22 protein-coding genes and 1 pseudogene are annotated in these 22,076 nt (G+C 42.7%); 3 read left to right on the top strand and 20 right to left on the bottom strand.

Going from position 1 to position 22,076, the window contains the following annotated elements:
- A pseudogene (locus ACNAV8_RS07010) lies at nucleotides 1-170 on the top strand (IS1595 family transposase); the annotation flags it as partial.
- Here the strand turns inward: ACNAV8_RS07010 and ACNAV8_RS07005 are convergent.
- From ACNAV8_RS07005 to bioA, 19 genes are all read right to left on the bottom strand, one after another.
- Nucleotides 138-506, bottom strand: coding sequence for a hypothetical protein (locus ACNAV8_RS07005; protein ID WP_415777441.1), 369 nt, complete (start codon nucleotides 504-506; stop codon nucleotides 138-140). The pseudogene ACNAV8_RS07010 and the gene ACNAV8_RS07005 overlap by 33 nt on opposite strands.
- Nucleotides 507-622: 116 nt before the next feature.
- Nucleotides 623-1,507, bottom strand: a complete 885-nt coding sequence (gene hflC, locus ACNAV8_RS07000) for a protease modulator HflC (protein WP_415777440.1) — start codon at nucleotides 1,505-1,507, stop codon at nucleotides 623-625.
- Complete coding sequence (gene hflK / locus ACNAV8_RS06995) at nucleotides 1,507-2,730, bottom strand: FtsH protease activity modulator HflK (protein WP_415777439.1); 1,224 nt, start codon at nucleotides 2,728-2,730, stop codon at nucleotides 1,507-1,509. Before hflK ends, hflC begins: the two co-directional genes overlap by 1 nt.
- 95 nt (nucleotides 2,731-2,825) lie before the next feature.
- Entirely contained in the window at nucleotides 2,826-3,560 is a 735-nt protein-coding gene (locus ACNAV8_RS06990; RefSeq protein WP_103855989.1) for a 4'-phosphopantetheinyl transferase family protein, read from the bottom strand.
- A gap of 30 nt (nucleotides 3,561-3,590) precedes the next feature.
- On the bottom strand, nucleotides 3,591-3,854 hold the full coding sequence (locus tag ACNAV8_RS06985) for a DUF5339 family protein (RefSeq protein ID WP_103853734.1): 264 nt from the start codon (nucleotides 3,852-3,854) through the stop codon (nucleotides 3,591-3,593).
- Between the two features lie 73 nt (nucleotides 3,855-3,927).
- On the bottom strand, nucleotides 3,928-5,808 hold the full coding sequence (htpG, locus tag ACNAV8_RS06980) for a molecular chaperone HtpG (protein ID WP_103855990.1): 1,881 nt from the start codon (nucleotides 5,806-5,808) through the stop codon (nucleotides 3,928-3,930).
- A 148-nt stretch (nucleotides 5,809-5,956) separates the two neighbouring features.
- Nucleotides 5,957-7,297 (bottom strand): anaerobic C4-dicarboxylate transporter, encoded by a 1,341-nt coding sequence (locus tag ACNAV8_RS06975; RefSeq protein ID WP_103853736.1) that lies wholly within the window; start codon nucleotides 7,295-7,297, stop codon nucleotides 5,957-5,959.
- 163 nt (nucleotides 7,298-7,460) lie between these two features.
- Complete coding sequence (gene acpP, locus ACNAV8_RS06970) at nucleotides 7,461-7,691, bottom strand: acyl carrier protein (RefSeq protein ID WP_005544465.1); 231 nt, start codon at nucleotides 7,689-7,691, stop codon at nucleotides 7,461-7,463.
- A gap of 311 nt (nucleotides 7,692-8,002) precedes the next feature.
- On the bottom strand, nucleotides 8,003-8,731 hold the full coding sequence (fabG, locus tag ACNAV8_RS06965) for a 3-oxoacyl-ACP reductase FabG (RefSeq protein WP_103855332.1): 729 nt from the start codon (nucleotides 8,729-8,731) through the stop codon (nucleotides 8,003-8,005).
- A 23-nt stretch (nucleotides 8,732-8,754) separates the two neighbouring features.
- On the bottom strand, nucleotides 8,755-9,699 hold the full coding sequence (gene fabD / locus ACNAV8_RS06960) for an ACP S-malonyltransferase (protein ID WP_103855333.1): 945 nt from the start codon (nucleotides 9,697-9,699) through the stop codon (nucleotides 8,755-8,757).
- Between the two features lie 47 nt (nucleotides 9,700-9,746).
- Nucleotides 9,747-10,697: a beta-ketoacyl-ACP synthase III gene (locus ACNAV8_RS06955; RefSeq protein WP_103855334.1), complete on the bottom strand. Its 951-nt coding sequence runs from the start codon at nucleotides 10,695-10,697 to the stop codon at nucleotides 9,747-9,749.
- 30 nt (nucleotides 10,698-10,727) lie between these two features.
- On the bottom strand, nucleotides 10,728-11,762 hold the full coding sequence (gene plsX, locus ACNAV8_RS06950) for a phosphate acyltransferase PlsX (RefSeq protein WP_103855335.1): 1,035 nt from the start codon (nucleotides 11,760-11,762) through the stop codon (nucleotides 10,728-10,730).
- A gap of 25 nt (nucleotides 11,763-11,787) precedes the next feature.
- Nucleotides 11,788-11,958: a 50S ribosomal protein L32 gene (gene rpmF / locus ACNAV8_RS06945; protein ID WP_103853741.1), complete on the bottom strand. Its 171-nt coding sequence runs from the start codon at nucleotides 11,956-11,958 to the stop codon at nucleotides 11,788-11,790.
- A gap of 17 nt (nucleotides 11,959-11,975) precedes the next feature.
- Nucleotides 11,976-12,500 carry a 23S rRNA accumulation protein YceD gene (gene yceD / locus ACNAV8_RS06940; RefSeq protein ID WP_103855336.1) on the bottom strand — a complete coding sequence of 175 codons (525 nt, stop codon included), beginning with the start codon at nucleotides 12,498-12,500 and terminating at the stop codon, nucleotides 11,976-11,978.
- 83 nt (nucleotides 12,501-12,583) lie between these two features.
- Complete coding sequence (gene bioD / locus ACNAV8_RS06935) at nucleotides 12,584-13,231, bottom strand: dethiobiotin synthase (RefSeq protein WP_415777438.1); 648 nt, start codon at nucleotides 13,229-13,231, stop codon at nucleotides 12,584-12,586.
- Between the two features lie 9 nt (nucleotides 13,232-13,240).
- Nucleotides 13,241-14,002, bottom strand: coding sequence for a malonyl-ACP O-methyltransferase BioC (gene bioC, locus ACNAV8_RS06930; protein ID WP_415777437.1), 762 nt, complete (start codon nucleotides 14,000-14,002; stop codon nucleotides 13,241-13,243).
- Entirely contained in the window at nucleotides 14,002-14,727 is a 726-nt protein-coding gene (locus ACNAV8_RS06925) for a DUF452 family protein (RefSeq protein ID WP_415777436.1), read from the bottom strand. Before ACNAV8_RS06925 ends, bioC begins: the two co-directional genes overlap by 1 nt.
- On the bottom strand, nucleotides 14,728-15,900 hold the full coding sequence (bioF, locus tag ACNAV8_RS06920) for an 8-amino-7-oxononanoate synthase (protein ID WP_103855147.1): 1,173 nt from the start codon (nucleotides 15,898-15,900) through the stop codon (nucleotides 14,728-14,730).
- On the bottom strand, nucleotides 15,893-17,182 hold the full coding sequence (gene bioA / locus ACNAV8_RS06915) for an adenosylmethionine--8-amino-7-oxononanoate transaminase (protein WP_103855148.1): 1,290 nt from the start codon (nucleotides 17,180-17,182) through the stop codon (nucleotides 15,893-15,895). The genes bioF and bioA overlap by 8 nt, the downstream gene beginning before the upstream one ends.
- Before the next feature lie 473 nt (nucleotides 17,183-17,655).
- Between bioA and asd the strand changes: the two genes are divergently transcribed.
- Both asd and ACNAV8_RS06905 read left to right on the top strand, forming a co-directional pair.
- Nucleotides 17,656-18,543 (top strand): archaetidylserine decarboxylase, encoded by an 888-nt coding sequence (asd, locus tag ACNAV8_RS06910; protein ID WP_181022020.1) that lies wholly within the window; start codon nucleotides 17,656-17,658, stop codon nucleotides 18,541-18,543.
- Between the two features lie 58 nt (nucleotides 18,544-18,601).
- Entirely contained in the window at nucleotides 18,602-19,234 is a 633-nt protein-coding gene (locus ACNAV8_RS06905; protein ID WP_103855301.1) for an FKBP-type peptidyl-prolyl cis-trans isomerase, read from the top strand.
- 115 nt (nucleotides 19,235-19,349) lie between these two features.
- Here ACNAV8_RS06905 and ACNAV8_RS06900 read toward each other — a convergent pair whose 3' ends face one another.
- Complete coding sequence (locus ACNAV8_RS06900; RefSeq protein WP_415777435.1) at nucleotides 19,350-21,923, bottom strand: penicillin-binding protein 1A; 2,574 nt, start codon at nucleotides 21,921-21,923, stop codon at nucleotides 19,350-19,352.
- Between the last annotated feature and the right edge of the window lie 153 nt (nucleotides 21,924-22,076).

Here is a 22,076-nt window from a genome sequence, read left to right as displayed (position 1 = left end):
ATATTAATGGCATTGAAAATTTTTGGAATCAGGCGAAGCGGATACTGCGAAAATATAATGGAATTAACCGAAAAAACTTTCCTTTATTCTTGAAGGAATGTGAATTTCGGTTTAACTTTAGGACACCAAAAGAGCAGTTAAAAATATTGCGAAAATGGTGTGAAATTTAGGGCTAATCTACTACAGCCCCAATATTTAAGCTGTTTTTCTGCGAGTTTGAGTAATAGTGATTGCTGCTCATTCAAAACGGGTAGCGCAAATCCAGCTGAACGTTCTTTCCAGTAATAGGTATAAGGCTTGATATCATTGTTACATTCTAAATCGTCAAAATGTAAGCAAAGTGTTTGTAGCGTTCTCTGAATACTACGCAAATCGCGATGAAAGCCTAAATCTGTCAGTTTTTCGTGGATCGTTTTGGTATCTATACTCGCTGGCAGCCTAGGAATAATCCTTAAAATTTCTATCTGCAAAAGCGTAGCATCAATATCTTTTGGTCGAGTTGTCATAATTTTATAATTTCCTCTAGCTTCAATTATAAAATTATAGCAAAAGCAAGTGAATATTTTGTGAGAATAGTGAGGAGTTTAGGGCTAATCTAATATAGATATAGCCCTTATATATTTTACTTCGGCGCTTGCATAAAGCGGAAGAAGTCGCTGTCTGGTTTGAGAATCAGCATATTGTTTGATTCTGCAAAGCTTTTTTCGTAGGCTTTCATACTACGCACAAAGCTGTAAAACTCAGGTTCTTGCGCAAAGGCATCGGCGTAGAGTTTAGCGGCGGCGGCATCACCGTTACCACGCAATTCTTGTGCCGTTTTATTGGCTGTGGCCAGAATTACTGTAACTTTACGATCCACATCTGCTTGGATAAATGCGGCTTTTTCTTTACCTTGTGAACGATGTTCACGGGCCACTGCATCACGCTCTGCGCGCATACGTTGGTAGATTGATGAAGACACTTCATCAGGGAGATTGATTTGTTTTACTCGCACATCAACCACTTCAATGCCTAATTCTGAGGTACTATCTTGCCCTGTATTCAAGGCTTTGCGCGCACCAACCATTAATTCGCCGCGTGTCCCTGACACAATGTCTTTAATGGTGCGTGAACCCACTTCAGAGCGTAAACGGTCATTCACTTTACGGCGTAATAAGTTGGACGCTTGAGTATAATCGCCGCCACCTGTTGCAGTGAAGAAACGGCCGAAATCACTGATTCGCCATTTCACATAAGAATCCACTAAAAGATCTTTTTTCTCAACGGTAACAAAGCGATCTGGCGCACCATCAAGGGTGCGAATACGCGCATCTAACACTTTCATTGAGTCAATAAATGGGATTTTGAAGTGTAAACCCGGCTCATACACCACCACTTTATTGTCTGAATCACGATGAACTTTGCCGAAACGCAACATAATGCCACGCGTGCCTTCATCTACAATCACAAGGCTAGAATAAATCACCGCGAACAATACCAGTAAAACAGGGGTTAAAATCTTACGCATTAGTTAAATCTCCCTTGGCGATTTTCAGATGATTGTTGATAGCTCTCACTGTTGGAAAAAGAGCGTGTTTCAGAATAAATTTCCTGATTTTTCACCGTACTTTGTGAATTTGATGAGTTAAGTGCGGTGCTTTTTTTGCTACTTTTTGGCGATAAAATTTTATCGAGCGGTAGCACGCTTAAGTTATTGCCGTTGCTATCAAGCAATACTTTTGGCGTGTTTGCCATCACTTTTTCCATCGTTTGAATATATAAGCGATCACGCAATAATTGCGGCGCGGCTTTAAATTCAGGCAATAAGCGTTGGAAACGTTCCACTTCCCCTTGCGCATTTAACACCACTTGATCTTTATAGGCCGTGGCTTCTTCAATAATGCGTTGTGCATTACCACGCGCGATTGGCTCTTGCTCGCGGGCATAGGCTTCCGCTTCACGAATATAGCGTTGCTCATCTTCTTGTGCTTTGATCGCATCATCAAAAGCGGCTTTCACTTCTTCAGGCGGGCGCGCAGATTGGAAGTTCACATCAAGCACTTCTAATCCCATATCATAAGGCTGAATAATGCCATTCAAGGCTTTCCAAGTGTCTTCACGCACAATGGAACGCCCTGTGGTTAAAATATCGTCCATTGACATATGTCCAATCACATAACGCAACGCACTGTCGGTAGCTTGGTTTAAGCTGTCATCGGCATTGGTTACGCTGAATAAATATTTTGCTGGATCACTCACGCGATATTGCACGGTCATTTCCACTTTCACCATATTTTCATCGCGAGTGAGCATTGCCCCTTGGGTTTTCAGCTCTTTCACTTGTTCCACATTAACGGGGATCACTTTATCTACGAAAGTCGGTTTCCAGTTCAAACCCGGTTGTACGATTTTTTCCAGCTCACCAAAACGCAACACCACGCCACGTTCCGCTTCTTTCACGGTGTAAAAACCGCTCACGCCCCAAACAATCGCACCAATCACCGCGGCAACAGGTAACAATTTACCTAAGCCGAATGACAGGCCTTTGCCGCCGCCATTATGGTTGCCACCATTTTGGCCGCCACCGAGTTTTTTCAATAAATTACTAAAGACTTCTTCAAGATCCGGAGGGGATTGTTCCTGCTTATTGCGCTTATCCCATTGGTTATTTGGATCGGATTTGTTATCCGATTGATTTGGGTTGCTCCCTGGTTTTCCCCAAGGATCTTGATCTGAACCATTAAAGGACATTCTTTTCTCCATTTGTCAAAAAATTGTTACAAGTCTAAACAAAATAATAGGTGAAGTCTAGGGCGGATTGCCTGCTTTCCCTTCCCCTTAAGCCGTCAAAAATCCGTTAAAGTGCGGTTCACTTTATAGCAAATTTTTTGCCTTAATTCAGTGGGAATTAAGCCTTCATCATTCCAATAAAAATAATGCGCTGTTGCCAAGGTTTCATTAGCAAAAACCGCCAAATAAAAGGGCAATTCTTGCGTAAATATGGCTTCCCCTTGCGGGCAATAGGCAGAAAATAATTGTAGGTTCTCTGCTTGGTGATCCACTTCCGATAATTTCACAATGCCTACACCTTGTGATTTCAATAGCGCTTCACGCAAACACCAAATACGATAAAAGGCTGTTTTTTTGTCAGGCTGCTTGGCAAACCATTGTTGTTCTTGTTCGGGAGCGAAATGACCAAGCAAGGCAGCATAATTCCGTTCTTTTTGCGGAAATTCAATGTCAATTCCTACCGCACTTTGGTTTTCATTTTTTTCATCAACCTTGAGTATCACCGCCACCCAATCGCCTGAATGGCTGATATTAAAATCAATATTCGGTTTGGGGAAATGCGGCCGTTGGGTTGGGCTGTATGCGATTTGTGCTAAAAGTGCGGTGGAAATTTTTGCGGTTTTTAATAATTGCCATAGCAAAAAATGCGCCACCCAACGGCAACGATAACGTTGCAACAAACGCGGTTGCTCAGGCGGTGCTTGACGTAATTTAGGCGTGAGTAATGCCGTTGGAATTTGCTCGAAAGGATAAGACTGATGAATGTTTCCCCACGCAATAAAAATGCTCATTGACGCTCCTTGTTACGCAGGGAAAGAAAATTAATGTTGAAAACGTGCCAAACGCGCACGGCAGAATTGTTCTTGTTTCTCAGCAGAGAGTTTTGTAAATTCTTTGCGATATTGTGCAAAATCCTGTTGCAACGCCTGCAAGGTTTCCGCTGGTAAGGTGGAAGTGGCAACATTCTCATCTAAAATATTGAAATAGGTTTGGCAGCTGTTAGCTAATTTAGCCGATTGAGTAACATTCAGCACTGAACTACAAGCAGATAACAATAAGCTGATAACGACAATAAATTTTTTCATACCATTCCTTTTTATAAGTCAAAAAATAAGCGTTGCCTAGTTTTAGACAACGCCTCTATTCTAACCTAATTTATTAAGATAACAACTCATTTACACGTTTAATGAATGCGGTTGGATTTTCCAGCGATCCGCGCTCCGCAAACATGGCTTGCTCAAGCAGTAATTCCACCCAATTTGCAAAGGCTGCATCGTCTGTCATCTCCGCCACTTTTTTCACTAATGAATGGTCTGGATTTAGCTCAAAGGTATATTTCACTTCTGGCACTGGCTGCCCACTCATTGCAAACAATTTCGCCATTTGTGTGGTCATTTGATCGTTATCCGTTGAAACCACCGCTGGGGTATCCGTTAAACGATGGGTTAAACGCACTGCTTTCACGCGATCTCCCAATAAGGTTTTCACGCGTTCAACGAAAGCACCAAAGGCTTCATCTTGTGCCTTTTGTTCTTCCTGTTCTTGATCCGCTAAATCGCCTAAATCAAGATCGGACTTGGTGATAGGCTGCAATGGTTTACCATCAAATTCGGTGAGATAACTTACCATCCATTCATCAATGCGATCAGAAAGCAACAACACTTCAATGCCTTTCTTATTAAACAGCTCTAAGTGCGGGCTATTTTTCGCCGCAATATAGCTATCTGCCGTGATGTAATAAATGGCTTTTTGACCTTCTTTCATTCGCGAAACATAATCTTGCAAGGAAACAGTTTGCTCGCTGCTATCATTATGCGTTGAAGCAAAACGATATAAACGGGCAATTTGCTCGCGGTTAGCCACATCTTCCGCCACACCTTCTTTTAACACCAAGCCAAATTCTTTCCAGAATTGTAAATATTGCTCTGGATTGTCTTTCGCTAATTTTTCTAGCATTTGTAATGAACGCTTGGTAAGCGCTTTACGCAAGGCGGCGGTTACTTTGTTATCTTGCAGAATTTCGCGAGAAACGTTGAGTGGTAAATCATTGCTATCAATTAAACCACGCATAAAACGCAGATAATTCGGCATAAATTGTTCCGCATCGTCCATAATAAACACGCGTTGCACATAGAGTTTTAAGCCTTTTTTGTGATCGCGGTTAAAGAGATCCCAAGGGGCTTTTGACGGCACATAAAGCAAGCTGGTATATTCTTGATTTCCTTCTACTTTATTGTGCGCCCACAGTAGCGGATCAGCAAAATCGTGGCTTAAATGTTTGTAGAACTCTTTATATTCTTCATCAGAAATTTCGCCTTTTGAACGCGTCCACAGGGCTTGGGCTTTATTAATTTTTTCCCATTTCACGCCCGTTTCTTTGCCTTCATCATCATATTCTGGTGTCAAAATTTCTACTGGCAAACCAATATGATCGGAATATTTGCTGATGATTTCACGCAAACGCCACGCGTTGGCAAATTCTTTGTCTTCCTCACGTAAATGCAAGGTGATCTCTGTACCACGCTCTTTTTTCTCAATATCGGCTACGGTATATTCACCATCACCAGTGGATTCCCACAACACGCCTTGATCTGCTGGCACGCCTGCGGCACGGGTTTTCACGGTTACTTTATCCGCCACAATAAAAGCAGAATAAAAGCCCACCCCAAACTGCCCGATAAGCTGGCTGTCTTTCGCTTGATCCGCGCCAAGTGCGCTCAAAAATTCTTTCGTTCCTGATTTCGCAATCGTCCCTAAATGATCGATCACCTGCTCACGCGTCATACCAATGCCATTATCACTGATGGTGATTGTGCCTTTTCCTTCATCAAAACTGATGCGAACTTTTAAATCCCCATCACCTTCATATAATTCTGGTGCAGAAAGGGCTTTAAAGCGTAATTTATCCGCCGCGTCAGAAGCGTTAGAAATTAGCTCACGCAAAAAGATTTCTTTATTCGAGTAAAGTGAGTGGATCATTAATTGAAGTAATTGTTTAACTTCAGATTGAAATCCACGCGTTTCTTGATTTTTGTTCATATTGTATCCTCTCTTTTGCAATGGGATCTTATATAGGAATAAATAAAGGAATTTCAACGGGAGATTTTTTGTTCGGTGAAAGTTTAAGCATTTCTGCTGCAATAAAAATGCGGTGAAAAATCACCGCACTTTTCTATTATGAAATGAGTTATCTAATCACAATCTGTGCAATGGTATATCCAACCATACAGGCTACCACGACACCAATTAGACCCGGCACCATAAAGCTGTGGTTGAAGTAGTATTTACCAATTTTGGTTGTCCCTGTTACGTCAAAGTTCACCGTTGCAATGTCTGACGGATAATTTGGAATGAAGAAATAACCGTAAGTGGCTGGCATTAAGCCCACTAATAACGGTGCAGGTAAGCCTAGCCCAATGCCCACTGGCAACATCATTACTGCGGTGGCGGCTTGGCTGTTGATCACCACGGACACGGCAAACAATGCAAAGGCGAATGTCCAAGGGTAAGTACTTACCATTTCAGTAATGCCTGCTTTAAATTGTGGCATTGCGAATTTGAAGTAAGTATCACTCATCCACGCAATCCCGAAAATCGCGATGGCAGCCACCATACCCGATTTAAACACCACGCCATTTGGCACGATTTGCGGATTGGTTTTAGTCACCAATAAAATAATCCCACCAAAACACAGCATCATCATTTGAATGATGTAAGACATTGAAATCGGTTTGATTTTTTCACCCACGCCAACTGTACGAATTTCTGGGAACATTGCGATGAACACAATCACAACAAGGGCTAATAAGAATAAATAAACCGACTGTTTTGCCGCTGGTGGCAATTCTTCGTTTAAGGTGGTGCTAGTGGTATTCAAAATACGTTCACGCCAAATTGGATCTTGCAAACGGCGTTGGTATTCTGGATCTTGCTCAAGTTCTTTACCACGGCGCATACTATAAAGCGACAAAGCGATAGTTCCCGCTAAGGTTGCTGGCACAGTTACGCAAATAATATCCAACAAGCTGATGTGATCGAATCCCGGTAACTCAGTAATACGTCCTAAATAAAACACCACTGCCGCAGATAATGGGCTGGAAGTAATCGCCAATTGCGATGCCACAGAAGCCGCTGCCATTGGACGTTCTGGACGAATTTTATTTTTCAATGCCACATCACCAATAATCGGCATAATAGAATACACCGAATGGCCTGTTCCGAGCATAAAGGTCATCAAATAAGTCACCAATGGCCCGAGCAAGGTAACCCGTTTCGGATTATTACGCAGAATTTTTTCCGCCACTTGCAGCATAAATTTCAGCCCGCCTGCTGCTTCTAATACGGAAGCACAGGTTACCACGGCTAAGATGATCAGCATTACATCAATCGGGGCTTTTCCTAATGGCATACGCAACACGAAAACTTCAATTGCCAAGCCAATTCCAGATACCACTCCCAAACCAATACCACCGTATCGGCTACCGATATAAAGCATTAATAATAGAAATAAAAATTCTAAATAAAGCATAGTCTATCCCTAAAATGAGTTATAAAAATTTCCGTTAGCAATCATACTTTATTTACAATTTTCTACAATATTCTTGGTGGGATTATTTGATGAAAAGGCTATCTAAATCAAATTTTTATGGAGGGGAAAAAATTAAGGCGGTTTTTACACCGCCTTAATGTGATTATTGGTTGTTTTGAACATAATCAATTGCTGATTGAACAGTAGTGATTTTTTCTGCTTCTTCATCAGGAATTTCGATATCGAATTCTTCTTCTAAAGCCATCACTAATTCAACAGTGTCTAAAGAGTCTGCACCTAAATCTTCAACGAAAGAAGCTTCTGGTTTAACGTCTTCTTCTTTAACACCTAATTGTTCAACAATAATTTTTTTTACGCGTTCTTCAATGCTCATTTGCTTTTCCTATTATAGTTAGCCATAAAATAATGGTTTTATAGTGTATGTATTTTTAGCTAAGTTGCAACCTATTTTTGCAAGGTCAAACCACAAATCAACTAACAAAAATACATTCGCTAAAAATAAGTTACGTTACTTTGCTAACGCAACAGCCAACGTAAACAATTTACATCGCTGGGGGCGATTTTAGCATTAAGCCCCCCGCTTGGCTATGTTTTCGTGCAAGAAATTGTTTTAAATCAAAGATTAAACAGAAAATCTTTTCCGCTATAGAATAAATTTTCCTTTTAAATCTTAGGGTTATGGCATTACGCCATATACATTCCACCATTAACGTGTAGAGTAGAACCAGTGATATAACCTGCATCATCAGAGGCTAAAAATGCCACCGCTTTGGCAATATCTTTTGGTTCGCCTAAACGGCCTGCAGGCACGTTAGCCAAGGTTTCCGCTTTTTGTTCTTCCGTTAATGCGTCTGTCATATCTGTGGCAATGAAGCCGGGAGCAACCACGTTTACGGTAATTCCGCGTGAAGCCACTTCTTTGGCAAGGGCTTTGCTGAAACCAATTAAACCTGCTTTTGCCGCACAATAGTTCGCTTGTCCTGGATTACCCATTGAGCCAACTACCGAGCCAATGGTGATAATACGACCAAAACGTTTTTTCATCATTGAACGTAGCATTGCTTTGGAAAGATGGAATACAGAGGTGAGATTAGTTTGCAAAATATCAAACCATTCTTCATCTTTCATTCGCATTAATAGGTTATCACGGGTGATCCCAGCGTTATTAACAAGAATATCAATATCGCCGAAATCGGCTTTAATTTGTGCGAGAACTGCTTCAATGGATTGTTGATCCGCTACATTTAGCACTAAGCCTTTGCCTTTCTCGCCAAGATAAGCTGAAATGCTTTCAGCCCCTTTTTCAGAGGTGGCAGTACCGATCACAAATGCGCCTTTGGCACTTAATTCTTCCGCAATCGCACGTCCAATTCCACGGGTTGCCCCAGTTACTAACGCAATTTTACCTTGCATAATTGTTCTCCTAATTGTCTTTTTTAGGCTTCGGTTGATACCGCGTGCGCTTTTTCTAGCGATGCTACATCATTGACGGCAACGGCGGTTAATTCTTTCACGATACGGCTTGTTAAACCGGTAAGCACTTTATTTGGGCCAATTTCTACTAACACTTCAATGCCATTTTGTGCCATTTTTTCTACCGTTTCTGTCCAACGCACTGGGCTGTATAACTGACGAATAAGTGCGGTGCGAATTTCATCACTTTTTTCTTCAGTCTTCACATCAACGTTGTTGATCACCGCGATTTCAGGGGTTTTGAGGGTGATATTTTGTAAAGAAACCGCAAGTTGATCCGCCGCAGGTTTCATCAAGGCACAATGAGAAGGCACGCTCACCGCTAAAGGTAAGGCACGTTTCGCCCCCGCTTCTTTACAGGCTGCTGCGGCACGTTCTACCGCCGCTTTTGTTCCTGCAATCACCACTTGCCCCGGTGAATTGAAATTCACCGCTGACACCACTTCACCCTGTTCCGCTGCTTTACACGCGTTAATAATAGCTTCATTATCTAGTCCGATGATGGCATACATTGCCCCCGTGCCTTCTGGCACGGCTTGTTGCATTAATTTTCCGCGTAATTCCACTAATTTAATGGCATCTTGGAAATCAATGACACCTGCGCAAACTAAGGCAGAATATTCGCCAAGGCTATGGCCTGCCATTACGCTTGGTTTTAAATCTGGATATTGTTGTTGCCAAACACGATAAATTGCCACGGAAGCGGCTAAAAGTGCGGGCTGAGTTTGCCAAGTTTTGTTTAATTCTTCCGCGGGGCCTTGTTGTACGAGTTGCCATAAATCATAACCAAGTACTTCAGAGGCTTGCTTAAAGGTTTGTTCTACAACGGGAAATTGATTAGCTAAATCCGCTAACATTCCCACTGTTTGAGATCCTTGTCCTGGGAAAACCATTGCAAATTTTTTCATTCTTATATCCTATTTTCGATTTTGAATTGCTATTCTAGCAGATAAATTTAAAAACGAACTAAGGCTGCACCCCAAGTCCAACCACCGCCAAAGGCTTCTAATAAGACTAATTGACCACGTTGAATACGTCCATCACGCACCGCTTCATCAAGAGCAGTTGGCACGGTGGCGGCACTGGTATTGCCATAGCGATCAAGGGTGATCACCACTTGCGACATATCCATTTCTAGTTTTTTCGCGGTGGCGCTGATAATGCGTAAGTTCGCTTGATGTGGCACTAACCAGTCAATATCTTTTTTATCTAACTTATTGAAAGCAAGGGTTTCTTCCACCACGTTTGATAATTGGCTCACCGCCAATTTGAACGTGGCATTGCCTTGCATTGAGATATAACCAGAATGGGTATCCTTAGGTTCAGCCTGTGGTAATACGAGCATATTATCGGTATCAGGCGAAGCGTGTAAGTGGGTTGAAATAATCCCTGTATTTTCATCGGCTTCTAAAATCACCGCACCTGCACCATCACCAAATAACACCACTGTGCTGCGATCGGTTTCATCAAGATGACGTGAGTTTAAATCCGCACCGATCACCAAGGCTTTTTTCACTTGCCCGTTACGCACAAATTGATCCGCCACTGAAAGGGCATACACAAAACCTGTGCAAGCTGCGGCAACATCAAAAGCAATGGCGTCTTTAATGCCAAGAAGTCCTTGAATTTGGCAAGCTGCACTTGGGTAAGAGTGTGAGTTCGTGGTTGTGCCAACCACAATGAGATCGATTTCTTGTGGATCGATATTGGCCATTGCTAGGGCATTCTGCGCGGCCGCTGCGCCCATTGTCGCAACGGTTTCATTCTCACCTGCAATACGGCGTTCTTTAATGCCTGAGCGCGTGGTGATCCACTCATCAGAGGTATCCACCATTTTTTCTAAATCGGCATTTGTTCTCACTTGTTCTGGCGCATAGCTACCAGTGGCTAAAATTCTACTATACATAACAATTTCTAATGATTAATGAATTGAAAGCTAATATCTTTGCAAGCCAGCTAAAATCTTTTCAGGGATTTTTTGTCTTGCTTGCTGTGCCGCATCAGCAATGGCGTAAGCAAAGCCATCAATGTTAGCGCTGCCGTGGCTTTTGACGACCACAGCGGTTAAACCAATTAATGACGCGCCGTTATATTGGTCTGGATTAATTTGTTTTAAGCGTTGATAGCTCCCTTTCAACAAGAAAGTTCGCACAAACCAGCGAAAAATCGGTTTTAAAATATGATTTGTTTTATTCAATGTTGGACTGCCTTTGAATAAAGAAATCACATTCTTTGCCGCGCCCTCTAAGGTTTTTAATGCTACATTGCCCACAAAGCCGTCATTGACGATCACATCAGCTTTGCCATTGAGCAATAAATCTCCCTCAATAAAACCAATGTAATTTAAGGTGGGATTTTGCTTCAATAATTCTGCCGCATCACGAATAGATTTATACCCTTTAATTTCTTCGATGCCAATATTTAGCAACGCAATGCGCGGAAAAACCAGATCTAAACAATTCTCAGCAAAAATTGATCCCATTAATGCAAATTGATAAAGATTTTCTGCACTACATTCAATATTGGCGCCAAGATCAAGCATTACGGAACGATCGCCATTCATTGTGGGAATCACAGAAATTAACGCAGGGCGCTCAATTCCTTTCAGCGGTTGCAATAAAATTTTGGCTAAACCCATTAATGCCGCCGTATTGCCTGCACTCACGCACGCCTGCGCCTCGCCTTTTTGCACCGCTTCAATGGCTAAACGCATTGATGTGCCTTTGCTATGACGCAGGGCATAAGACAAACCTTGGGTATTTTCAATGATTCTGCTGCAATGGCAAACCTTGATGCGATCTTGCAACGCAGCGGGGATATTTTCTAATAAAGGGAGAATTTTTTGGCTATCGCCAAATAATAAAAGAGAAAGCATCGGATCTTGTTCCAACGCTTTTATGGATGCTGGGATAGTAACACGGGGACCAATGTCCCCGCCCATCACATCTAACGCAAGGGTTAGACGGCTCAAGTGAATACCTTATATAAAAAAGGAATTACTTGTTGATCACTTTACGACCGCGGTAGTAACCGTCAGCAGTAACGTGGTGACGTAAATGGGTTTCGCCAGTTGCTTTATCTACTGATACTGCTGCAGTAGTTAAGGCATCGTGTGAACGACGCATATCACGACGTGAACGAGATTTTTTATTTTGTTGAACAGCCATTGGCTATACTCCTAAATTTACTTTTGCTTTAAACTAGCTAATACAGCGAACGGGTTCGGTTTTTTTGCCAATTCTTCGGGCAATTTGCCAAAAACCTGTTCAGCCACGGACACTTCACAGTGTTCAGATGAATGCATCGGCACAATCGGCAGACATAACATTAATTCATCTTCAATTGTTGCCAGTAAATCTATTTCCCCAAACTCATTAAGTTCAATAGGTTCATAAATCTCTGGTAACGCATCGGCTTGATCCAAATTAGAAACAGGGCTATATGCAAACTCGGCTTCCAAGATTTGGTTAAAAGGTTCACCGCAGCGCTGACAAGTGAGTTCCACTTCAACCTGAGCTTTGCCTTTCATTACCACTAATTTTTGTGGATCAATGAAAAATGATAATGTTACCTGTGCATCGCTGAGCACTTTATTTACTGATTCAGCCAGACGACCAAGTTGGTTGATTGCATAATAGCCATCATAATCCAATCTACGCTGTGCATCCTTTACTGGATCAGTTGTAAGGGGTAGTTTTACCTTTTGCATAGGGCGTGCATATTACCTTTTGATGTTCAATTAGTCAAAGGAAATTATGATTTTTTATGCGAAAAGTGCGAATTTCCTTTTTGTTAAATTTGATCTTGTTTTTCTAAGCGGAAAAATTCTGCTTGGGGAAAATGTTGGTGCAAATAATTTTCTAAATAACGCGCCGTTTCATCATTGATGGTTTCATCACCTAAAGGATAGCGATTATAAATTAATCCTTTTAATTCAATATGATACTGCTTACAGGCTAACAAACTAAGCAAGGTGTGATTAATGCTGCCCAGTTTTCCTGAGGTTACTAAAATCATAGGATAGCCTTGCGCGGCCACATAATCTAAGGTGGTGTGCTGTTCATCATAAGGCACGCACAAGCCGCCTGCGCCTTCCAATAGCACATAATCATAACGCGCGGCCAGCTCGTCTGTTGCTTGGCGGATAAGTGCGGTGCAAATTTCACGATTTTCTAGGCGCGCGGCGAGATGCGGCGAACAAGGGTAAGAAAATAAATAAGGGCAGGTTAGCCCTTGCTGATCTTCGGGCAATAGCTCAATGCCTTGCAATTTACGGTGTCGCACGATGTCTTCTGAGATGTTTTCACAGCCCGTTTGGATCATTTTTTGCGTGATCACGGAAAAGCCTTGCTCCGCGAGTTTTTTCGCATACCAACCTGTGGCAATGGTTTTGCCTATGTCCGTATCAATGCCCGATACAAATAACACTTGTCCTGCCATTTTTCCTCTCTAGCTTAATTTCTGTGCCAATATAAAAACAGGCTGGTAACTCAACCGCACTTTGCCTTGCTCATTTTGATATTGCTGTTGATAATCCACGATAAATTGTTGCAGTTGCCCTTTTGTCCAACGCCCCTGCCCGGTTCCCGTTACCCCCGTTGCTTTAAGATGTTGCAACACCGCAAGGGGAGAGGAAAAATAGAGTGGTATTTCCTGCTGAAACAATGCGTTAACCTCAAAATCTGCAAGTAACCATTCTTGCCATTGTGCTAGGTTGGGATAGTCCAGTCCTACGCCTGTTAAATGGCGAATTTCTGCCAAATTTTGTTCGGCAAACGTGCTGATTAATAATCGCCCTTGCGGTTTTAGTAAGCCTGCACATTTTTGCACAAAGCCTTGTGGATCGGCAAACCACTGCACGACCGAGGCAGAAGCGATAAGATCATAATGGTGCGGAAAAGGATAGTTCTCCCCATCGCCCTGATAAAAGGTAAAATTGCCCTGTTGCAACAAGGCGTTGAGCTGGCTGGTTACCTCACACAAATCATTGAATGCCCAATGTTTCACTTGCAAATGCTCAATCAGCAATCGGCTTAAATGCCCTGTGCCGCAGCCGATTTCTAACACTCGCTCAAATGCTGTTTTCCCGTCTTGTAACAACAGAGCGAGCAGTTGCTGATTAATGCACTGCTGGGCTTGGGCTTGGCTATCGTAGGTCGGCAAGGCTTGGGTGAAGCATTGTGCGACGCGGGATTTATCCACCTGATTCATCAAAATAATTCAGCCCAGTGTTGAAATGCGGTGAATGGATAATGAGGCAAGGCTAAGGTTTGCAGAGAAAATTTAGCCTCATTTTGCACCGCACTTTTATTTTTTATGCGTTGCTCTTCGACGATATGCACTAGCTCCGCTTGGTAGGCTTGCCAAAAGCTAAGCTGATTTTGCACGGGGAAAATGCGATCCTTTTCGCCCACAATGGCTTTTGTCCATTGTATTGAACTTTGCTGCCCCTGAGTTTGTTGCATCGCGTGATAAAGTGCGGTCAATTCTGAATGCACTTTTTGCCAATCGCGTTGCTCCGCCAATACTTGATAATGCTGAAAAATGTCGCTATCATCGCACATTCTGCGTTGAAATTTAGTTAAATTGCGTTCATCTAGCTGTTCTAGCGTTCCAACAAACACCGCTTGCGGAATACCCATTTCGTCATCACAAGGTTTTCCCGTGCCGTTAATGGCGGTAGCACTGATAAGGGGCGTTTCCCCGAGTACCTGATTTGCTACCCACACGCCCATTGACCACGCCACAAGGCGGATTTGCTGATAGGCGGAAAGATCCTGCTCAAAATGCAGATCTTGATAGTCGTAGCACAATAATAAATCCGTGTTTTCGGGCAAGGTTAAATGCCCCACCGCACTGGCAGGCGTTCCCCAGCCGGCAAAATAAAGGATTAGCTGTTTGTTATTTTCTGCCGTTTTAATCAATTTGGTTTGCATTTATTGCTGAAATTCCTGTAACAAAGTGAGAAAAGCGTCCACTTCTTGCTCGCTCATATCCGCCGTTAAAGAAAGGCGGATTCGCGATGTGCCTTGTGGCACAGTTGGCGGACGAATCGGCAAGCAATAATAGCCCTGTTGTTGCAAGGTTTGAGCGGTGGCAACGGTTTTTTCGTTATCGCCGATGATATAAGGAATAATGCCACTTTCGCTCACAATGGATTGAGCTAAATTCTGTCGAAAAAACGACCGCACTTTTTCGCTTAGCTGATGTAAATGTTGGCGACGCGTAGCAAAGTGTGGGAGTTTTTCAAACAGAAATGCCGTCCACGCAACGCATATCGGTGGCAAAGCGGTAGAAAAAATCAGCGGTCGCATTTTGTTGATTAAGTAATCTTTTAGCAGTTGATCGCACACCACATACGCTCCCATTGAAGCGAGGGCTTTGCCAAAGGTGCCAACTAAAAAATCGATCTTTTGCACGCAACCTTGTTGTTCCGCAATGCCTAATCCCGTGTCGCCATAAGCCCCGATAGCGTGGGCTTCGTCCACATAAAGCATTACATTGCCAAAGCGATGTTTTAATGCCACAAGCTGGCGTAAATCTACCACATCACCATCCATACTGAAAATGCTTTCGGTAACGATGATCATTCGTTGGTAATGGGCTTGATGTTTTGCTAATAAGGTTTCTAAGTGATTGAAATCATTATGCCGATAGCGAACAAAATCCGCCTCGCTCAAGCGAATGCCGTCAATGATACTGGCGTGAACCAGTTTATCCGCCACGATCAGGGTTTTCTTATTTGCCACCGCGGGCAAAATACCGATGTTGGCGTGATAGCCACTATTAAACAGCAAGCACGCCTCGCGTTCAAATCGGCTTGCCATTAGGCTTTCGAGCTGTTCGTAAATGGCGAAAGATCCCGTTAATAACCTTGAGGAAGAGGAAGTAAAGTGCGGTAGGTTTTCGCCATAGTCTTTTAAAAATTCGCTTTTCAATGCGTCATCATTGGCAAGACCTAAATAATCATTAGAGGACATATTGAGCATTGTACGTCCGTCTTTGACGATCATTTTGCCTTGATGATCTAACTGGGGAAGCTGACGAAACTGCCCAATCGCCTTGAGTTCTGCCAGTGTTTGTGCAAAATCAGCGAGATAATTATTCATTGTAAACCTCTTTGAGTACTGCCAATAAGCCTTGCATGAGCTGGCTGAGCTGAGCGGCCGAAATAATAAAAGGAGGCATAATATACACCAAATGCCCGAAAGGGCGTAGCCAAATGCCTTTTTCGACAAATTTTGGCTGTAAAATGTTCAAATTCACAGGTTCTTTCATTTCTAACACGCCAATCGCCCCCAGCACACGCACCTCTTTTACCGCCTTGAAGGATTTTGCAGGGGCAAGTTCCATTTTTAATTGTTGCTCAATGCGTTGCACATTGCCTTGCCAATCGCTTTCCAATAATAAATCAATGGATGCACTGGCAATGGCGCAAGCGAGCGGATTGCCCATAAAGGTTGGCCCGTGCATAAAACATTTTGCTTCGCCGTTGCAAATGGTTTCTGCTATGTGAGCGGTGGTAATAGTGGCAGAAAGGGTTAAATAACCGCCTGTGAGGGCTTTGCCTAAGCACATAATATCAGGCTTGATATTGGTGTATTCGGTGGCAAATAATTTCCCTGTTCGCCCGAAGCCCGTGGCGATTTCATCAAAAATCAGCAATACGCCATATTCATCACACAAGGCACGGGCTTTTTCCAAATAAGTCGGCGAATAAAAATACATTCCGCCTGCCCCTTGCACAATCGGCTCTAAAATTAAGGCAGCAATTTCACCGCTCTTTTCTGCCAGTAAATCTTTGAGCGGCTGAATATCTGCCTCTTGCCATTGTCCGTCAAAAGGGGTTTTAGGCTGAGGGAGGAAATACTGCACGGGCAAGCCTTTCGCAAATAGACTGTGCATACCCGTGATCGGATCGCACACCGACATCGCGTGCCAAGTGTCGCCGTGGTAGCCCGAACGAAGGGTGGCAAACTTGTAACGCTCGCTTTCCCCTTTCGCTTGCTGATACTGAATTGCCATTTTCATCGCTACTTCCACCGCCACAGAGCCACTGTCGGCGAAGAAAATTTTGTCTAGCCCTTGAGGTAATAATTTCACCAAGCGAGAAGCCAATTCACCAGCGGGATCGTGGGTAAATCCACCGAACATAATATGGCTCATTTTATCCAGTTGATCCTTCGCCGCTTGGTTCAGTTTTGGGTGATTATAACCGTGCAACGCCGCCCACCAAGAAGACATTCCATCAATCAGCCGCTTGCCATTTTTCAACGTGATTTCCACCCCGTCCGCACGTTCCACCGTAAACATCGGTGCATCACTATTCAGACGAGAATAAGGGTGCCAGATGTGGTTTTTGTCGATATTAAGGAGGGATTGTTCTTGCATTTTTGCTCTTCCTTTAATTTTGTTATTTTAATCGGAACATTTGAGCGTCTTTAGGTTTCGCCCTAAAAAGGCGACCTACTTTTCTTTGCTTGTGCAAAGCAAAGTAGGCAAAAGACAACGCAAAGCGTTGAATGTTACCGAAGGTAACAGCCCGTAGGGTGAGCGAAGCGAATAATGCACACCCTGCAGTCTTGCTTTTCCTCATTCCAGTTAAATTTTTTATACGGCGAAAAAAGAGATTTTGTTTCGCTTCGCTACACAAAATTACAATTTTTTTCGCCTAAAAATTTAACTTCCATTCGGGCAAGACTGAAGGGAACCCGATGGAGCGTCAATCGAGAAAATATAATAAAATTTAAGATTTGTGAACACTACCCCCATTCCTGCGATAAATCAAGGCAAAATCCGCATATCGTTGCACAAGTAGGATAAGTTGATATAATCGCCCTTCCATTTTAACAAAGGAAAACCTTATGACATTAAAAACGCAAATGCCTTTAACGTATTGGCAACGTGTAAAAGTGGCTTTTCAATATGTAATGCCGCAACTTTATTTAACCCAGCTTGCTGGTTGGTTTGCAAAGCAACGTTGGGGAGCGCTAACCCATTTAGTGATTAAATTATTCGCGAAAAAATACCAAGTTAATATGCAAGAAGCGCTGAAACCAAATTTTAATGATTATGCGACCTTTAATGAATTTTTTATCCGTCCTTTAGCGGAAGGGGCGAGAAAAATTGATGAAAATCCTACAGCACTTTGTTTACCCGCAGATGGCCGCGTGAGCCAGCTCGGGCATATTGATGAAGATCGTTTATTACAAGCCAAAGGACAGGATTTTAGCCTTGCCGATCTGCTGGCTAATGATAAAGAATTGGTTGAGGCCTTTAAAAATGGTGAATTCGCCACAATATACCTTTCACCGAGAGATTATCATCGTGTACATATGCCTTGCGATGGCACATTACGCAAAATGATTTATGTACCGGGCGTACTTTTTTCCGTGAACCCATTCTTAGCGGAGCATATCCCCAATTTATTTGCCCGTAATGAACGTGTGATTTGTGTGTTTGATACCGAATTTGGGCAAATGGTACAAATTTTAGTGGGGGCAACCATCACAGCGAGCATTAGTACACAATGGGCGGGGGTGATTAATCCACCACGAGCCAATGAAGTAAAAGTGTGGACGTACGAGGGCGATAACGCGGTGAAATTAGCCAAAGGGCAAGAAATGGGCGCGTTTCAACTTGGCTCAACGGTGATTAACTTATTCCAAGCGGATAAAATCACCCTCGCGGAACAGTTAGCCGTTGATGTGCCTGTGCATATGGGCGAAGTGTTGGGCTATAAAAAGCACTAATGGCTTAACTCCAACATCGTCGCGATAAAATTTATTTATTCAATAAAAGGAAAAAACAATGTCAGAACAATTTTTTAATCAAGTGTCTTTAGATGATGTTTCAGCCAAAGGCAGTTACGGAATCGGTTTACAAATCGGTCAGCAATTAGTTGATAGCAAATTAGCCGTTAAAGCAGAAGCGGTTGCGAAAGGGATTTTTGACGCATTAAATCAAAACCCACCTGCGATTGATTTCAACGAAGTCAGCCAAGCATTACAACAACTTCAACAAGAGGCTGCCGAAGCCGCTAAAGCTCAATTTAAGCAGATTGAGGAAGCAGGCAAAGCCTATTTAGCCGAGAACGCAAAAAAAGACGGCGTAAAAGTTACCGATTCAGGCTTGCAATATGAAGTATTAGTGGAAGGTAACGGCAAAATTCCAAGCAAACAAGATCAAGTACGCGTTCACTACACAGGAACATTGCCAGACGGCACGGTATTCGACAGCTCCGTGCAACGCGGTCAGCCAGCGGAATTCCCAGTAAGTGGCGTAATCCCAGGTTGGGTTGAAGCTCTTTCAATGATGCCAGTTGGCTCAAAATGGAAACTCACCATCCCTCACAACCTCGCCTACGGCGAACGCGGTGCAGGTGCATCAATCCCACCATTTAGCACATTAGTGTTTGAAGTGGAATTGTTGGATATTCTTTAATTTATCTTCCGCATAAAAAAGACCTAGCTATTTCGCTAGGTCTTTTCTTTTCAGATTAGAAAAATTCTTGAAAAAACAACCGCACTTTGTTTTTTATCCTATCGGTAGTGTTGTACTAGAATAATTCTTGTTGTTCAGAGGATTTCACTCCACCATTTAGACGCTCTAGCAATTCAGGTGGGACATAATAACCACGCTCTTTAACATAGGCGCGTTTAGGCTCTGTGCCTTTGATGAAGTATTCTTTACGTCCACCACTGTTAGAAAGCAACCCTGAACCCGTATCAATACGCTTTTCGATAATATTTTGTGGCAGTGGAAGATTACGCTCTGGCACATCTCTTAAGCTCGTTTTCATATAATCAATCCAAGCTGGCATTGCAGTTTGTGCGCCCGCTTCACCTTTACCTAAATTGCGTTTGTTGTCATCAAAGCCAACATAAACGGCGGTGGTAATATTTGCCCCGAAACCGGCATACCAAGCCACTTTTGAATTATTGGTTGTCCCTGTTTTTCCACCAATATCCGAACGCTTAATTTGATTTGCCATTCGCCAACTTGTTCCTTTCCAGCCTAGACCTTGTTCACCATAAATTGCGGTATTCAATGCACTACGAATTAAGAAAGCTAATTCACCACTAACTACGCGAGGTGCATACTGCACTTGGTCGTTGGCTTTTTTATCTTGCGCCATAAAATCAATTGCGTTTTCATCTAATTTTTTATTTTGGCGATCAAGTTCTGGAATGTCATTAGGTTGCTCATCTTGATCTAGCTCTTCACCATTGGTGCTGCTGTCCGTAGAAACTAAATTATCAGGCTGCTCTAAATCAAGATTTTTAAACCCGTCTAATTTTTCAGTTTCCCCATAAATTACAGGAATGTTATCACAGGTAACACAAGCAATTTGTGGATTCGCAACAAACAGCTCTTTGCCGCTATTATCAAGGATTTTTTCAATAAGGTAAGGATTTACCAAGAAACCACCGTTATCAAACACCGCATAAGCACGCGCCATTTCAAGAGGGGTAAATGACGCAGCGCCTAAAGCGAGCGCTTCGCTGGCGAAATATTGATCTCGTTGGAAGCCAAAACGTTGTAAAAAATCGGCAGTAAAATCAATGCCAGCCATTTGAATAGCACGGATGGCAATCATATTTTTTGATTGTCCTAAGCCCACACGCAGACGCATTGGGCCATCATAGCGATTTGGCGAATTTTTCGGAGTCCATACCTTTTGACCAGGTTTTTTTATTACGATAGGGGAGTCTTGTAATACACTGGATAAGGTAAGGCCTTTTTCAATGGCTGCAGCATAGATAAATGGCTTAATTGATGAGCCTACTTGTACGAGAGATTGGGTAGCACGGTTAAATTTACTTTGTTCAAAGCTAAATCCACCTACTAACGCTTCAATTGCACCGTTATCACTGTTTAATGATACCAAGGCTGAATTCACTTCAGGGATTTGAGATAGTTGCCACTCCCCATTACTTGCTTTGCGCAACCAAATTTGTTCGCCAGCTTTGGGTTGCTTTTTACCCGCCCATTGCATTGCTTTTGTTGAAAGGGTAAGGTGAGTGCCATCATCGAATAATACTTTTGTTCCTGCTTTGCTGTTTTCTAGTACAGCAACGGGTACTAAGGGATCGGAATTGGGTAGCTTTTTCAGTGCATCAATGATTTTATCTTCATCCCAAGGGTTCTCATCTTTTTTCCATAAAGTGTTCGCACCACGATAGCCGTGTCGTCTATCATAGGCTAGCAAATTATCACGCACGGCTTTCTGTGCTTCAGCTTGATCTTGAGAAAGCACGGTGGTATAGACTTTATAGCCACTGCTATAAGCCATTTCTTCACCAAAGCGTTTCACCATTTCTTGGCGTACCATTTCAGTAACATAATCTGCTTTAAAATCTAATTGCGCACCGTGATAACGCGCTACGATAGGCTCATTGATAGCTTCATCATACTCCGCTTTGCTGATGTATTGCATTTCTAACATTCGCCCTAGCACCACATTACGGCGTGCCGTTGCACGTTTAAGAGAATAGAGCGGATTCATTGTGGAAGGTGCTTTTGGCAAGCCTGCGATCACCGCCATTTCTGATAAGGTGAGCTGATCGAGCGATTTCCCGAAATAGGTTTTCGCAGCCGCCGCCACACCATAAGCGCGATAGCCAAGGTAAATCTTGTTCAAATATAGTTCTAAAATTTCATCTTTGCTTAGGGTGTTTTCAATTTCAATCGCCAAAATGGCTTCTTTCGCTTTACGCACAATATTTTTTTCTGGCGTTAAGAAGAAGTTACGCGCGAGCTGTTGAGTAATGGTACTCGCCCCTTGTGATGCACCGCCTTTAGTAATCGCAACACTCACCGCACGAGCAATGCCCACAGGATCTAAACCGTGATGTTCATAAAAACGACTATCTTCTGTGGCAAGCACCGCCTCAATTAATTTTTTTGGTACGTCATTAAGTTTCACGGGAATACGGCGCTGTTCGCCCACTTCACCAATGAGTTTGCCGTCAGCGGTATAAATCTGCATCGGCTGCTGTAATTCCACAGTTTTTAGGGAATCTACACTTGGCAAGCCTGATTTTAGTTGAACATAAATAATTCCTACGACAACACAACCTAAAATGATCATTGTCAGCAAGCTACTTAAAATTAATTTTGCGATCCGCATCGTAAAATTCTCTCTTCATTCGTGCAAAATTGAAAAAAATCAGAAAAACTAAAACCCAAGATTTTAGCTTAACTACTTCCTTAAAACGTAAGTATAAAGTTTAGTCAAGGAAATCCAAAGCTAAAAGTGCATTTAAAATGAATATTTGAGTAG

Source organism: Avibacterium endocarditidis (assembly GCF_965138825.1).
GTDB classification, from domain to species: domain Bacteria; phylum Pseudomonadota; class Gammaproteobacteria; order Enterobacterales; family Pasteurellaceae; genus Avibacterium; species Avibacterium endocarditidis.
This window is presented reverse-complemented; position numbering and strand designations above follow the sequence as displayed.